Annotated in this window: 13 protein-coding genes and 1 pseudogene; 13 read left to right on the top strand and 1 reads right to left on the bottom strand. The window is 57.4% G+C overall.

Features of this window, described 5'->3' with window-relative positions; all coding sequences use genetic code 11:
• Positions 1-17: 17 nt before the first annotated feature.
• Positions 18-287 (top strand): annotated as a pseudogene (locus N2605_RS26845) (integrase core domain-containing protein); the annotation flags it as partial.
• Between the two features lie 745 nt (positions 288-1032).
• Positions 1033-1857 carry a CHAT domain-containing protein gene (locus N2605_RS26840; protein WP_260343761.1) on the top strand — a complete coding sequence of 275 codons (825 nt, stop codon included), beginning with the start codon at positions 1033-1035 and terminating at the stop codon, positions 1855-1857.
• 209 nt (positions 1858-2066) lie between these two features.
• On the opposite strand, the gene N2605_RS26835 is transcribed toward N2605_RS26840, so the two are convergent.
• Entirely contained in the window at positions 2067-2339 is a 273-nt protein-coding gene (locus N2605_RS26835) for a hypothetical protein (RefSeq protein ID WP_260343760.1), read from the bottom strand.
• A gap of 1352 nt (positions 2340-3691) precedes the next feature.
• Here N2605_RS26835 and N2605_RS26830 point away from each other — a divergent pair.
• The 11 genes from N2605_RS26830 (at position 3692) to tnpC (ending at position 15428) form a co-directional block, all read left to right on the top strand.
• Positions 3692-4465 (top strand): hypothetical protein, encoded by a 774-nt coding sequence (locus N2605_RS26830; protein ID WP_260343759.1) that lies wholly within the window; start codon positions 3692-3694, stop codon positions 4463-4465.
• Between the two features lie 283 nt (positions 4466-4748).
• On the top strand, positions 4749-5573 hold the full coding sequence (locus N2605_RS26825; protein WP_260347500.1) for an enoyl-CoA hydratase-related protein: 825 nt from the start codon (positions 4749-4751) through the stop codon (positions 5571-5573).
• A gap of 103 nt (positions 5574-5676) precedes the next feature.
• Positions 5677-5874, top strand: coding sequence for a hypothetical protein (locus N2605_RS26820; protein ID WP_260343758.1), 198 nt, complete (start codon positions 5677-5679; stop codon positions 5872-5874).
• Between the two features lie 165 nt (positions 5875-6039).
• Positions 6040-7137, top strand: a complete 1098-nt coding sequence (locus N2605_RS26815) for an extracellular solute-binding protein (protein WP_260343757.1) — start codon at positions 6040-6042, stop codon at positions 7135-7137.
• Between the two features lie 379 nt (positions 7138-7516).
• Positions 7517-8734 (top strand): M20 metallopeptidase family protein, encoded by a 1218-nt coding sequence (locus N2605_RS26810; protein WP_260343756.1) that lies wholly within the window; start codon positions 7517-7519, stop codon positions 8732-8734.
• Between the two features lie 268 nt (positions 8735-9002).
• Positions 9003-9989, top strand: a complete 987-nt coding sequence (gene eutB / locus N2605_RS26805; RefSeq protein WP_260343755.1) for a hydroxyectoine utilization dehydratase EutB — start codon at positions 9003-9005, stop codon at positions 9987-9989.
• Positions 9989-10981: an ectoine utilization protein EutC gene (gene eutC, locus N2605_RS26800; RefSeq protein ID WP_260343754.1), complete on the top strand. Its 993-nt coding sequence runs from the start codon at positions 9989-9991 to the stop codon at positions 10979-10981. Before eutB ends, eutC begins: the two co-directional genes overlap by 1 nt.
• Positions 10982-11048: 67 nt before the next feature.
• Positions 11049-12221 (top strand): M24 family metallopeptidase, encoded by a 1173-nt coding sequence (locus N2605_RS26795; RefSeq protein ID WP_260343752.1) that lies wholly within the window; start codon positions 11049-11051, stop codon positions 12219-12221.
• A 758-nt stretch (positions 12222-12979) separates the two neighbouring features.
• The gene (gene tnpA, locus N2605_RS26790) at positions 12980-13387 is read left to right on the top strand and encodes an IS66-like element accessory protein TnpA (RefSeq protein ID WP_260343751.1); all 408 of its coding nucleotides are present in this window, start codon (positions 12980-12982) and stop codon (positions 13385-13387) included.
• 23 nt (positions 13388-13410) lie between these two features.
• Entirely contained in the window at positions 13411-13731 is a 321-nt protein-coding gene (gene tnpB, locus N2605_RS26785; RefSeq protein ID WP_482151220.1) for an IS66 family insertion sequence element accessory protein TnpB, read from the top strand.
• Positions 13732-13776: 45 nt separating this feature from the next.
• A protein-coding gene (gene tnpC / locus N2605_RS26780; protein WP_260343749.1) for an IS66 family transposase occupies positions 13777-15428 on the top strand; the annotation gives its coding sequence in 2 pieces (ribosomal slippage) (positions 13777-14173 and positions 14173-15428; 1653 coding nt in all).
• Positions 15429-15430 lie beyond the last annotated feature (2 nt).

The raw sequence follows: 15430 nt of genomic DNA, 5'->3' as shown, positions 1-15430 counted from the left end.
GGCGGTCTTCCCCCATCAACGGCCGGCTCCGGGATGAATCGCTGAACGAGACGCTGTTCGCGTCGCTGGCTCAGACCCGCGTCGCGCTCGGATGCTGGCGCGGCGATTATAACTACACACGACCGCACTCACAGCTCGGATGGAAGACACCCTCCGAGTTCGCCTTCACCTGCCACCCGCGCCGGGATCTGGCGCTGCGCTATGCCGATGGCTCCACGCCAGCTCCCGTCGCTACCACCGCCCAACTGGGCAAATCCAATGGCTTGAGCGAACTCAGAACTGGATAAAATCTGGGGGCAAGGTCAATTTCTCAGATCGCCTTTCGTGTACGAACTCATGGAAGACGCGGTGAACGATTGCTAGTTCGTGGGGAGGTCCAGGCCGTAGCAAGACCCGGTCTACTTTGCAGATTCTTTCGCTGGCCGCGCTCCATGATTCCTTTTGACCGGCCATCGTCATCAATCAGCTCTCTGCGCAGTCCTTATCGTAGTTGTCCGTCCTGTCTGACCCAAGAGAGGAAAGTCGGCAATCCTTATCGTCTTTGTATGCTCTGATCAAATCAGCAACGGTGCGAGACATGGCAAGCGCATATAGCGCCATGAAAGATTATACTCAGCCCAATTCAAACGGCCCACCATTTGAAGGGTCTGTTTTCTAGTCACCAAGTGATACGTCGAGTGCCGCAACGCGTTCAAATGTTGCATATGCGGAAGAAGCAGATGCTGCGCCTTTGGGAGGGGGAAGTCACCATTTTGTAGATATGTCAATTTTCCTAAGCCCCGGTCGAAGCCTTTGAGGCCCCCGGGATTAGAAGCCCCCGGCTAAAGTATCTGGCTGATGCGGAGCTTCTTTACCGTTAGAAGTTGCGTCGCTAGACTGCCTTGAAAGCGCATTTGTTATAAAACTAGGGCCTTGGCTCTCATGCCGCCTATACTGAAGAGCGTCGATCTTACAAAATCCTACCCGTATTACCGAGCATATTCTTGGCGATGGGTTCGGGTCTTATTAGGAAGCCTTCTGATCGCAAGCTGGGTGTTTGTAGCTTCTTGGCTCGTCATCTGGTCGCTGATAATTCATCAGGCACAAAGCGATCAAGTGGAGAATGCGGTCGGGGGAGGTGTCGCTTTCTCATTGTTGTTGCTCCTACTAATTCTTCCTGTGCAGGTGGGGGCCAGAACCGTCAGGAAAACGTTAGATACCAAATGGAGGCGCTACCATCTCGCGGCTACCAAGCAAGCTGAGGCGGACGCAATTATCAAAGGTCAGCTAGGACCAGTGATTTCGGTAACAAAGATGGCCCAAAAAGATGCAATTCTATTTCTCGCCGCTAACCCGCTCAATTCAACAGTGCTCAGATTAAGTGAAGAAGCGCGAGAAATCCGCGACGAGCTAGAGCGAGCAAAACTTCAGGACAAATTTGTTTTTCACGAACGCGGAGCCGTACGTCCGAAAGACTTTAGCCGCACTTTGATTGATCTAGCGCCGCGTTTTGTTCATTTCTCAGGGCACGGCGGCCCTTCGGGCGCCATATACTTAGAAGATGATGTCGGCCAAGCCGCGCCTGTGTCCGCCAAAGCTCTGCGAGCATTGTTTCGCGCCACTGGGGGCCAAGTTCATTGCGTGCTCTTGAACGCCTGCTACTCGCGAGTTCAAGCAGAAGAGATTTTTAAGTGCGTGCCATATGTTATCGGGATGAAGAAGGAAATTGGTGACGCTGCGGCCATAGCATTCGCTCGCGGCTTTTATAGGGGGATTGGAGCCGGGCGAGAGGTTTCAAATGCATTTGAAATCGGAGTCGCTGAGATGCTTATGTATGATCTTCCAGAAGAGCTAACACCAGACCTTCTCAAGAGATAGCAATTTTACCAATTGCGAGTGGCCGAACGCCTTCACCACGGCCGCTTACGCCCTTATTACTAGGCGAACAAGCAACCCGCTTGCCGCCCGCACGACTGTCTAGAATTCCCACGGCATTCTTGGCCAGGAGAAGTGCCGGGTCCGTCATTTGCAAAGCGCACGAGTCACATCGTGCCGCGGCACGAACGATTTTGCGCTGTTGAGCTCGTCTACGCTTCCGGGGCAGGCCTGATCCGGCGGAGGAGGGAATCGGCATAATTCTCACGTTCGCGCTTAAAGCGTTCTTGATGCGCTTGGAAACGTTCAACGCGCTTCTTGATCTCTTCGCGTTCACTATCGCCATAATCTGGCGCATTGACACGAGCCTCTTCCGTGGCTTTCCCTAGCAAAGACTTGGGCCGCTCGACCTGTACCTTCAACGATTCGGTGAAGTTCGTCGTTTGAGCAACGAGTGCGTCGAGCTCCTTCTTCCAATTATGCATTAGAGCTCCATGCGGCAGAGCCGCGCTGATCAGATAGATTGATCCTAGGGCTGCGCCGCCCATTGCGTCTTGGGCTTGCTAATCTTCATCCGCTTCCCCAAAAAAGGCCGCCCACAATACTGCCGGCGGCCCTCCGGGTTAAAATGCCATCGTGAGTGAATGCAGTCCAGCCCCGGTCGCAAGATATTAGATCCAAAACGCATCGCTTTCCAGTTTTTCCGTCAAGTGTGCCTAACGCGGGCGCTCCGGGTTCACTTGCAACTGATTACGGCCGCCGTCGATCAGATGATGTGCAAGTGTCCGTACTTACGCTCAGTCAGACGGCCCGAGCAGGGAATGTTGGAATTCGCCGCCCGAGCGGCGCAGCCTGAGCCTACTACTACCGTTAGGTTGCACGATCAACGCGTTGAAATTCGTCAAAAGCGAGCTACTTGACGCCGAATTGAAGCGTCGCGCGGTTACACGTCGCCCTTCTTAGCCGCGCTCAAAAGGCGTTTTCCTTCCTCGCCGCGCAGGCGTTCCGATTGTCCGCCTCGAGCTATCGGCTGTGATATCGATTTCAGAACGGTTGCGCAATGGACGGGACTCCTAAGCTTGCAGGGACATGCTTCGTTGAGCCCGAACCACGTAATCACCCTTGGCAAAGCCAACTTACACGATCCTCACGTTCGAGCCGATCTGAAACCAGCGTTGCCCGCTATGAGAATACTGGGCCGATCCATGTTCTCGATCCGAGATCGCGAGCATCCAAGTTCGGCATCTCATTGGTCAAGTCGTGCCGCTCGGCGGGGCCGATTTCCGGACCTTCTGTCCCGAAATCCGACTGTCGGGTCAAAGGGGCGCCGCGTAGCGGATGGATACTGTTGCCGAGATTCCTCGGGCTGTCAGCGCAAGATCGAGGAGGTAGCCACGCAACCTGGTGCTCGTATTCGAAATTCGTACGCAGGTTGCTTCATTTTGCAGGATTTCTGCAAATTCTGTCGCATTATCTTTGCGTCGAGACGTTTGTCGGTGTGCTAGATTTCGCAACGAAACGCTCGGCAGACGCCGTGTTCGTCCTCTGTGGCAGGAGTGTCGCGCGTAAAGGGTGAAGAAGCGAATCAGGTGATGTTCGGTACGTGTCGCTGGTTAGTCGGACGGACCGCAGATGCGGCCCGGCTTCTACAGCGGGATTGTAATGAATCTTTCGCTGAAGGTGCGGTTTGCGGGCGCGCGGTGGTGCTGAACGAAGTTGGTATGCTCCATCATCCTAACGATTAACGGGCGTCTCCCTTGAGACCGTGAAATCCATGCACCGAAAGCTGTAGGAGCGCGCCTCGAAGGCGCCAATTGACGAAGACAGGAGAACGAAGATGACTAAGGCGCTCCATTTCAAGAGCGAGGACATGGTGTTTTCGCCAATGCATAGCGAGGCTGGGGGCCATGCGTCCTGCTGCCAATTGGTTGGTCCTGAAAACAGCAGGACGATTGATGCGGGAATAGCTATTTACGACGGTTGTTCAATCGAGCGCACCACTAACTACGATGAGGCCGCTGTCGTGCTGAGCGGCACCTATCGAATCCTCACGGGGGAAGCCTATAGCCGTGTCATTGAAGCTAAATTCGGTGACGTGATTTGGCTTACCAAGGGAACTCGGCTGAAGTACCAGGGCAATAAAGCAAAGGTGTTTTACGCGCGATACCCGGTCGATTGGCGCACGCGTACCGAGTCTGTGGAGGGTGTAAAGCCGCTGACGGAGGTCTATCATTTCCGAAGCACCGATATGATGTATTCGCAAATCCAAATCTATGCTGGCGGATTTGCATCTACCTGCAGCCTGGTCACTCCAGAGATCAGTAAGACCATCGCTGCCACGATCGCGACCTACAACGACGCCTCCGCCGATTGGACGACTGAATATGACCAAGTCTCGATTTGTCTTGGTGGGGTGCTGCGCATTCGCACTGGCGAGAACTACAGTCGTGCGATCGATGCGAAATTCGGAGATGTCGTGTGGCTTCCTAAAGACACTAGGCTGAAGTACGAAGGCGAGAAGGGAATCATGTTTTTCGTTCCATATCCGGTAGATTGGCGCTTTCGAAGTCAGCCAAACAGGCCGAAGCCCTGGCCTGCATCGGTCCGCTAAAGTGAACGTCAGCAGCAAAGCGTTGGTTGATGACGTGTGGTTGCTGGTGCGACCTGGCCGGTTGAGGAGGAAGGCGGCCGCGCGTTGGATGAGACGTCGGTCGGACCGATGCTCATGCGGGCTGCTGCGGCGGCATCCGGTCAAGTTTGGACGGAAGTCGAGCCCGCATTGCCTTCCGCAGCGGTAGTGGCCACAGGTGCTCTTTACTGAAGAACTTGCGCAGGCCGTCCAGCACTGGACGACCCGCCATGCACCAGGGAAGATGAACAGGAGTAAGATCGGCATGTCGCAGCGGCTGCAAATCGATACGGGCACAGGGGAGCTGTTGGCGGAAATTCGCGACCAGGTGGCGGTAATCACCCTCAATCGACCGGAGGTCCGGAACGCACTGTCCAGCCGTTTGAGCGGCGCATTGGGTAAGTTGATCAAGCGCTGTGACGAAGATTCGCAAATCCGGGCGATCCTTATCACCGGCGCAGGAGCGGCCTTCTGCGCGGGCGGGGATGTAAATGGGATGAACCAAAGTTCGGCTGCGGCCGAATTGACTTTCGATCAGCGTGTTTCTGACTTGCAGTTCAACCAACGAGCCGTGTGGGGCGCACTGGTTGGCGCCAGGAAGCCGACTGTCGCGGCCATTCCGGGCGCTGCCGCAGGCGCCGGCCTTGCGCTTGCGCTCGCCTGTGACATCCGCGTTGCCGCACAGTCAGCTATTTTGATCACGGCTTACGCGCGCGTCGGGCTGTCCGGCGATTGTGGCATAGCCTGGCTGCTCACGCGACTGGTCGGATTCTCCCGCGCGCGCGAACTTATGTTCTTGTCGGAGCGGGTGGATGCACGTCGCGCGGAATCGCTCGGCCTCATCAACCAAAGTGTCCCCGATGCGGAGTTGCAGGAGAGAGCGTTTGCGCTCGCGGCCACCCTCGCGAGGGGGCCGACGTTTGCTTTTAGTTGCATGAAGAGCAACCTCGATCACGCTTTAAATGCCGAATTCCTGGAATCGATGGATTTCGAGGCCGAGAGCCTGATCCGGACGGAACTAAGTCTTGATCACAAGGAGGGCGTCCGCGCATTCGCAGAGAAGCGCAACCCCGTGTTTCACGGACGGTAAGCAGCACGTTGCATCAAGTGATGGGCGTGCTCGCACATGGCTTGCTTCGGGCCCTCGAATACGCGCGTGTATGTCTCCCAATTTGTGGGAAAGTGCAGCTTGGGTGCGCAAGGTGCAAAGCGCCGTCCATAAAGCTGGCGAGGGCAAGATTCGAGAGGAGGGAGGCGGCGGCACGCTGACTGCTGCGGCGGTGATCATGGGCGAGGGGGAAATCTTCGCCGAAAAACTGCTAAAGGGGCCGTCCATAAATCCGGCGCTGCGGGTCGAGATTAAGCTCGAAGAGCCTGCGGCATGCCTGTAGCTTTTGGCTTCTGCCCGTCTGAATGTGCATCCTCGCGGTTCTGAGCTGCTGGAGAAGGGGTTACCAATGAAGCATTCAAATCTGTCTGGCTTTCTTCGGAGCATCAAGTCAATAGAGCACGGCGAAGGACCTCGGGTGCCGAGCGAAGCGTTTCAACGAGCCGGAATGAATCGCAGAACTCTCCTGCAGTTTGCCGCTGCCGCCATGAGCATTCCCGCGGTCGCTAGGTCGACCGCCGCTTTCGCCAAGGACAAACTGTCCGGTAGTGGAGAGGTCGTCGTGTTCTCTTACGGGGGGACCTATACGAAAGCTTTGCGTAAGGCCGTATTCGAGCCATTCACACAGGCGACGGGAATCTCTGTGGTCGACGTGGTGGCCGACTTCGCCGAACCCCAAGTCAGGGCCATGAGCGAAGCTGGACGGGTCGACTGGGACGTGGCCATGATCGACGCACAGAATTATCCGGCGATGGACCAGGCTGGCATGTTTCTGCCTATCGATTATGGTCTGTGGGACGATGAAGCACTCAAAGGTACATCGCAGGATGCGCGGATTAAAGACGCGGTGGTCGCATTCCGGTCTGTAACAATGATTGCCTATGACCAGCGCGCATTTCGGAAGGGCGGACCAAACGACTGGCAAGGGTTCTGGGATCTCAAAGCATTCCCCGGCCCACGTGGACTTGGCCCTAACGCGAGGCACAACCTCGTGTTCGCACTTCAAGCTGATGGCGTCGCCAAATCAGAACTTTGGCCGCTGACAGACGATAAGATCGAAAGAGCGTTGAAAAAGCTTGATCAGATCAAGTCGCAAATACCGAAATGGTGGGTCGCGGGAGGGGAGCCGGTCACCTTGCTCATGAACCGCGAATACGCGGCAACAAGCTGCCCGGACGGTCGCGCCATCGGGGCAATTCGCCAAGCCGCTCCTCTTCGTATTGTATGGGATGGCGGAAACCTAAACTACATCTACTGGACTGTGCTCAAGGGCGGTCCCAACAGCTCGAACGCGCAGAAGCTGATAGCGTTTGTCAATCGAGCGGAGATCGCCGCGGCCTACACAATGGGCGTCGGCTACCCAGGACCCAATACGAACCAACTTAAATTTTTGCCGCCTGATCTTGTCCCGAACCTCAGTCTCTACGAGGAAAATGCATCGAAGCTCGTGCTTCAGGATAACGCTTGGCTCGTCGCCAAACGTCCCGACGGAAAAACGAACATAGATTATATCCAAGAGCGGTGGCTGGCTTGGCGATCATCATAGTGTCGCCAGCTGAACGCGCGGCGTGAGCTTAAAGGCCCTTAAAAGCGTAGCCTTGGATGCATCCGTCTGGCCTCGGCTTTCAGGGAGAGTTTTTCGGCTGGCCCGTCTTGAATTGCCAGCTTTCGTCGCGCGAGTTCTCGGTTGAAGAGTGGCAAACAGCGCTTTGCGGGTCTGGGATTATAAACCCCGTGATGAACGTTGCCGGTTGCCTCGATGAGCAGTTCAGGCGTGTGCCGTAGTGTTTTCGGGCGGGCGTCTCAATGTTGATTTTTCCTGCCGAACTCCTGCGTTCTAGGCAAAAAATTGAGTTTTTCCGTACCAGCGGCCGCCGAACTTGGCGATTTCCTTCGCCGATCGACGTTATCTTTGAGAGCGAACCGTGCTCGGCAATAACGTGGGTCATCAAGCTAATATGACTAGAAACACCAACGGCATTTTGTCGGATGTCGAGCGCAAGGCGGTCATCGAGCTGCGGCACGCCATGCACCGTGAACCTGAGCTTTCCAATGCGGAATGGAAGACTCAGGAACGGATTCGTGGCGCATTGAAGCAATTCGGGCTCACCAATGCCAAGACCTTCCACAATACCGGTCTTTTTATTGATATCGAGGGCACTGGCTCCGGCCCAAAGCGGTGGGTCGCAGTGCGCGGCGATATCGACGCCTTGCCCATCCACGAAACGCGCGCAGATCTGGCCTACCATTCTCAAATTGATGGAGTGATGCACGCCTGCGGTCACGATGTGCACGGTTCGATCGCACTAGGAGCTGCGCTTGCTTTCCACCGGCTGCGCGCTAGTTTTGCTGGTAAGGTGCGCGTGTTCTTTCAGCCGGCAGAGGAGGCAGAGCCCCTCGGTGGCCGTACAGTCCAGGATGAGAAATTGCTCGATGGCTTCGACAAGGCCGTCGGATTCCATGTCAGTCCCGATATCCCTGCGGGTATGTTTGGTGCTCGGGAGGGAGCCGTCACCAAATCTGCCGACCAGTTCAAGCTCATTCTCACCGGAAAGATGGCGCATGGCGCATCACCCCATAAGGGTGTCGACGCGATTGCGATCGCGGCTGCCTTTATCAACGAGGTGCAGAAGGTGGTCTCGCGCGAAATGCCGGCCGATGACGGTGCTGTCGTTACGATCGGTACCATCCATGGCGGCGAGGCAACGAATATCATCTGCCCCTCAGTGGTCATGGAAGGTACGATCAGGACCCGCAGTCCGGAGCGTCGAACTCTATTGTTCCAGCGCATCCGGGAAGTCGCGGAAGGCGTTGCGGCGATGCACCGCGGCGCCGCAGACTTCGTGGTCCGAATGGGTGAGCCCGTGGTCGTCAATGATGCAGAAATGGTGCAGCGCTTTCGTAGGGCCGTTCATGAGAGAGCCGGGCAAGAGGCCTTCTTCACCGGGAAGAAGGAAATAGCAGGAAGCGATGACTTCGGCTTTTACTCGGCTTGCGTGCCTTCGATCTATTTCTGGTTAGGGACGCGCGCACCTGGTAACGAATCGCATGTGCATACCCCGACGTTTGGGGCATCCGATGAGCTCATTATCCCGGCTGCCGAGCTCACGGTAAGCTATATCCTCGATCTACTTAATGCTTGACGTCGATTTCGACGTCAAGAAGGCCCATGCAGCCGGTCTGGCGATCGCAACTAGCTCATGACCAATACATTGCAAACGTCGCGCCTGCTCGCTCGCCAATTTGTTCGTCGCTCTCCTACCGGTCACTCTGTTGAACGAGCCAAAGCCGCGGTGGCAGATCAAGAAAAGCCGATCGCCATCGCGGAGGTGGGACCTATGCTGAGGCCAGCTCAAGTCAATCGATCGTGGGGCCGGCCATTACTTGGCCTCTTTGAGTAAAGGGATCTCCATGATTGGCCTCGCTGCAATTGAGGATGCGCGCACTCGCATCGCGGAGCACATCCTCTCAACGCCGCTCGTAGGTTCGCCGACACTGTCAAAAATCTGCGGTGTCACGGTTAAGTTAAAGCTCGAACATCATCAGGCTACCGGCAGCTTCAAGCTGCGCGGCGCCACAAACGCCCTGCTCAGGCTCACGAAGGCCGAGCGGGAGCGGGGCATCGTGGCGGCCTCGACCGGTAATCACGGCCGAGCGCTGTCTCATGCGGCTCGCATGCTCGGCTCGCGTGCAACCATCTGCATGTCAGGGCTTGTGCCGGAAAACAAGATCGCCGAAGTCCGGCGCCTCGGCGCAGATGTACGCATTATTGGACGTTCCCAAGACGAGGCGCAAAAGGAAGTGGAGCGCCTTGTGAATGAAGATGGGCTCGTCATGCTGCCGCCATTCGACCATCCGGACATTGTTGCCGGACAGGGGACAATTGGGCTGGAAATCGTTGAGGCGCTGCCGGACGTAGCCACTGTGCTTGTGCCCTTATCCGGTGGTGGCTTGGCCGCCGGCGTCGCCGCAGCGGTCAAGGCCATGAGGCCCCATGCGAAGGTCGTAGGGCTTACCATGGAACGCGGCGCGGCGATGAAGGCCAGCCTCGATGCGGGCCGGCCCGTACTGGTGGAGGAGTTTCCAAGCTTGGCCGATTCTTTAGGCGGCGGCATAGGCCTCGACAACAAAGTGACCTTCACGATGTGTCAGGCGTTGCTCGATGATGTGGTGTTGCTTAGCGAAGGTGAGATTGCGGCGGGCATTCGTCACGCGTACGAGCATGAACAAGAAATCCTGGAAGGCGCCGGCGCTGTTGGAATCGCTGCGCTGCTATCTGGCAAGATCCCTCCATTGAGCGGGCCGGCGGCACTGGTGCTCTCCGGCCGCAATATCGATATGAAAGTGCATCGCAATGTCGTAAACGGCCTCGCCAATCCTTTTGAGCAGGAGAATTGATGCCAAGAATGAAGGTGCTCACCGAACGCGAGCTCAGAAATATTGTTCCTCTCGACATGATGGCAGTGCAATGTGTCGAAGGCGCATTCTCTTCGCTCGCAACAAAGACTGTGGCGATGCCCCCCATTTTGAGGCTCGATATTCCCGAGCACCGGGGGGAGGTCGACGTCAAGACGGCTTACGTGCCGGGTCTAGAGACCTTTGCCATCAAGATTAGCCCAGGCTTCTTTAACAATCCACAGATCGGGTTGCCGAGCACGAACGGCATGATGGTGCTGCTTTCCAGTAAAACTGGTCTGGTGCAGGCTCTCTTGCTTGACAATGGCTATTTGACAGATGTGCGAACGGCCGCCGCGGGCGCCGCTGCTGCAAAATATCTCGCTCGTAAGGACGCTTCGGTCGCAGCGGTCCTGGGCGCCGGAAATCAGGCCAGGTTGCAATTGCAGGCGCTTGCTCTGGTTCGACCGATCCGCGAGGCACGTATTTGGGCGCGCAACGCTTCAAAGGCCAAGATGGTAGCGCAAGAACTCTCTGCGCTTCTTAAATTTCCTGTAGGCGCATATGATGACGCCATGCAGGCTGTGGCCGGCGCGCACATCATCGTAACCACAACGCCAGCCGACAAACCAATTCTGCAATCATCGTGGCTCGAACCTGGACAGCACGTAACTGCTATGGGTTCTGACGCTGAACATAAGAATGAAATAGAGCCAGCAGCGATCAAGCGAGCCGACCTCTATGTCGCTGATAGCCTCAAGCAGACACGACTTCTTGGCGAGTTGCACCATGCCATCGCCCTAGGCACTGTCCCTGAGGATGCCAAGTTTCCGGAACTCGGAGAAATTGTAGCTGGCCTAAAGACTGGGCGTACGAAGGACGCGCAGATCACAGTCGCCGATCTGACCGGGACTGGTATCCAGGACACTGCTATCGCTTCATTGGCGTTTGCACGATCTGTAGCTGCGAAAGCCGGCTCGGAATTCGAGAGTTGATGAATCTCCGGGACAAAATAGATCTCTGACACCACCTCAATCGATCGGATCCAATGGAGCTACGTTAATGGCAATCAGCAAAGGACCTCAGGCGTTCCCGCGGACGGAGTTTCTGCGAAGGCTCGCGGCCGTGAAGTCTGAAATGAAACGTCGCGAAATCGACGCACTCGTCGTCTCCGATACATACAACATCACCTACCTGACGGGTTACACCGCCAACTCTGGCTATGTCCCGCAAGCGTTAGTGGTGTCTCTTCATGAGGAGGAGCCCACCTTCATTCTGCGTCGCCAGGACGCTCCAGCTGCCATCCATCAAACGTTCATGGATCGTGACAAGATCATCGGTTACCCAGAAGCGCTCATTGGTAATCCGACGATGGATGGTTACGACAAGGTAATCAATTTTCTCAACGAAATTGGCGCTGCAAATCGTGGCATCGGGCTTGAACTAAGAGGCCTTTCGGCACAAGCTGCGGAAAAGTTCAGAACGCGGCTGCCCAAGGCCAAGATCGTTGATTGTACAAATGTCGTGACCTGGATTCGCATCGTCAAATCCGATCTCGAGATAGCCGTCATGCGAGAAGCGGCCGCCATTTCGGATGCAGCAATCATGCGTGCCGCCGATGTCATACGGCCTGGTGTGCGAGAAGCGGACGTGATCGCCGAAATCATGGGAGCGCTGGCCCGCGGTGCCAATGGCAAGCCCGGAACGACAAGATTTCCGAACGTCAGCCTGTGCTCCTCTCCTCGAACCGGAACCCCCCATATCTCCTGGAGCGAAGACGTTTTTCGTCAGGGTTCGCAAATCAACCTCGAGCTGGGCGGGGTGCGACATGGGTATTGCGCCGGGATTATGCGCACCTTTTCGATCGGCGCGCCTTCTGAGCGTTTGCGCCGGGTCCACGAGGCCGAGATGGAAGGTCTCGAGGCTGCTCTCGATGTGATCCGGCCGGGATCGACCTGCAGCGATGTTGCAAACGCTTTCAATCGTACCATCGAAAAGCACGGGCTCAAGAAGGACTCTCGATGCGGCTACGCCCATGGCATAGGCTGGTTGGAGCCGACCGCTAGCTTGCAAGATGGAGATAGGACAGAACTGAAGCCGAACATGACCTTCCATTTGATGCTGGGCAACTGGATCGATGAAGACTTTGGCTACGTGCTCAGCGAGACCTTTCGGGTGACGGACTCCGGCGTTGAAGTGTTGACCAAGGCTCCGCGGAAACTTTTCGAACTGTAATTGAACGGTTCTGTAACAATACTGTCGCAATCGAACTGGCGGGTCGGCAGGAGGGCGGTGAGCATTGCTGCACCGTCCTCGCCTGGCGGGACTTTGCATCCGCGCTCTCCAACCTTCCGCCTTAGACGGACAGGTGCTGGTGCATGGAATCTGCTTCCGCGACCGAAGCACGTGCATGTAGTTGTGCGGGGAATTCGCTCTTCACCGGCTTATCAAGCCTGTGGCTCTACCGCACGTGCTCAACTCTGTTGCCCGCTCCTCTCAGCAGGCTCCAGCATGTGAGATGAAACCACTTTTGGATGGATATGGTAAGAAGATCCTCTGCGTTTTCCGGCCGCAGCTAAACTGCAGTGCCGCTCGGATCGGGATGACCTTCCTCGTTGGCCGCCCGCGCGTCGTCCGGACGGCCTACAAGCGTAGCAGTCACGCGACAGATGCGAGTGTCAAGCGGCATAGGGTCGTGATGTCGTAGATGGGCAGCTTCGTCACACGACGCATGGTGGGCGCAACTAGCGGAAAAGCCGTGCACTCAAACAGAATCGCAGCAATCGCTGGATGCTCATTTCGAAGCCGCGCGACACACGCGCCGACTTCGCGTTCAATCACGCTGGCCTCGGTCTGCGGGGTTGGACGTTCATCTCGTTCTGCCACATCCCGCCTCCTTCGATGCCAACAACAACCGCGACCTTGGACGCAAGGTAAGCCTCCGAGGGGAGACGCCTTGCGGCGGGCTGGCCTGATGGTTGAGAACTGTACGTATGGACAGCCATACGATCAGTACGCTGAATCGACTTGAAGTGGTCGATACAGGCCGGCGGCGGCGTTGGTCTGAGGAGGAGAAGGCGCGGATTGTTTTGGAGAGCCTATCCGAGCCTCGCCTGGTAGCGGCGACAGCGCGGCGATACGGCTTGTGGCGTTCTCTATTGGTGACTTGGCGAAGAGCCTTCGCGGCGAACCGGACCAAATCCGAAGCTGGCTTTGTCAGGGCAGTTATAGCCGAGGGTGGGCCCGTGGCGTCGGTGGCGGCCTCGTCGGAGAGCGCGACAGCACATTCAACAGAGCGTCGGATTGAGATCGAGCTGGCTGGCGGGCGGCGCGTCATTGTCGATACGGGTGTCGACGTTGAGGCGCTTCGCCGGATCATCGAGGCTTTGGATCGGCGATGATTCCGGTTCCTACGGGAGTTCGGGTGTGGCTGGCGACGGGCCACACCGACATGCGCAAAGGCTTCGCCTCATTGTCGTTGCAGGTGCAAGAGGTGTTGCGCCGCGATCCCCTCAGCGGTCATTTGTTCTGCTTCCGCGGGCGCCGAGGCGATTTGTTGAAGGTGATCTGGCACGACGGCCAGGGAGCATGCCTGTTTACGAAGAAACTCGAGAGAGGTCGTTTTGTCTGGCCGTCGTTGGCCGATGGCGTGGTGTCGATATCGCAGGCGAAGATGAGCTATCTGTTGTCCGGCATCGACTGGCGCAATCCCCAAGAGTCCTGGCGTCCGACGAGCGTGGGCTGAGAGTTTGTCGTTTGAGTTTGGTAGCGGATGTGATTCCATCTGGTTATGGACTCCAGCGCCGACGAGCTGCCGCCTAATCTTGCCGCCGCGCATGCAATGATCCTGGCTGAGCGCGCAGCCAGGCTTGCGGCGGAGGCCAAGCTTGCTGAAGCGGCCAATGCCCAGGCGAAGCAATCGAGTACCGAAGCTCTGATCGCCCACCTCAAGCTCGAGATCGAGAAGCTGCGGCGGACGCTTTATGGCACGCGCTCGGAACGGGCGGCACGATTGCTCGATCAGCTGGAGCTTGAGCTTGAGGAGCTCGAGGCGGCCGCAACTGAGGATGAACTTGCCGCCGAGAAGGCGGCGGGGAAGACGCAGACGGTACGCTCGTTTGAGCGCAAGCGGCCTCTGCGCCAGCCCTTTCCCGATGACATCGAGCGAGAACGCGTGGTCCTGCCGGCCCGACGCAATGTCCCTGCTGCGGATCGGCCCGGCTATCGAAGCTCGGCGAAAGCGTGACCTCGACGCTGGAGGAGATCCCGCGCCGGTTCAAGGTAATCGATACGGTGCGGGAGAAGTTTAGTTGCCGGGACTGCGAGGCGATCACGCAGCCGCCGGCGCCGTTCCATGCCACGCCGCGGGGCTATATCGGACCCCAGCTTCTGGCGACGATCCTGTTCGACAAATTTGGTCAGCATCAGCCGCTGAACCGACAGAGCCAGCGCTTCAAATGCGAGGGGATCGACCTGTCGGTCTCGACGCTGGCGGACCAGGTGGGCGCCGGAGCCTTTGCGGTCAGGCCGATCTTTGAACTGATCGAAGCCTATGTGCTCTCCGCCGACAGGCTCCATGGTGATGACACCAAGATCCCGATCCTGGCGAAAGGGAAAGCAGATACCGGCCGGATTTGGATCTATGTCCGCGACGATCGGCCATTTGGCGGGCGAGATCCGCCGGCGGCGTTGTTTTACGCCTCACGCGATCGGCGCGGCGAGCATCCCGCGCGGCATCTTCGGAACTTCGCTGGGATTCTGCAGGCCGACGCCTACAGCGGGTTCAACGCTCTGTTCGATCCCGGACGCAAGGCGTCGCCTGCCACGCCCGCCTTCGGCTGGGCACACGGTCGGCGGGCATTCTTCGAACTGGCCGATATCGCCCAGAACGCGCGCCGCGGACGATCGGCGACGGCGATCTCGCCCGTTGCGCTGGAAGCGGTTCGTCGGATTGACCAGCTGTTCGAGATCGAGCGCGACATCTATGGGCTGAGCGCTGAGGAGCGGTTGCAGATCCGCCGGGAAAGAAGCGTGCCACTGTTGAAAGACCTTGAGTCTTGGCTGCGGGCGGAATCTGCCCGGCTCTCGCGTTCGTCCAACGTGCTTAAGCCGATCAACTATCTGCTCAATCGTTGGGAGGGCTTTGCCCGCCTTGTTCACGACGGAAGGATCTGCATGACGAACAATGCTGCGGAGCGAGCGTTGCGCGGTTTTGCTCTGGGAAGAAAGGCATGGTTGTTCGCCGGTTCTGATCGTGGCGCGGATCGAGCTGCCGTGATGGCCGCGCTTATCATGACGGCGCGTCTCAACGACATCGACCCGAAAGCCTGGCTTGCCGACGTCTTCGCGCGCATCGCCGATATCCCGCAGAACCGCCTGCATGAGTTGTTGCCCTGGAACTGGACGCCTCCTGCTCCGACACCTTCCGCCCAGGCGGCGTAGCC

The organism is Bradyrhizobium yuanmingense (genome assembly GCF_025200905.1).
GTDB classification, from domain to species: Bacteria; Pseudomonadota; Alphaproteobacteria; order Rhizobiales; family Xanthobacteraceae; genus Bradyrhizobium; species Bradyrhizobium yuanmingense.
The sequence above is the reverse complement of the archived record's forward strand: the minus strand, read 5'-3'. Positions and strand labels throughout refer to the sequence as shown.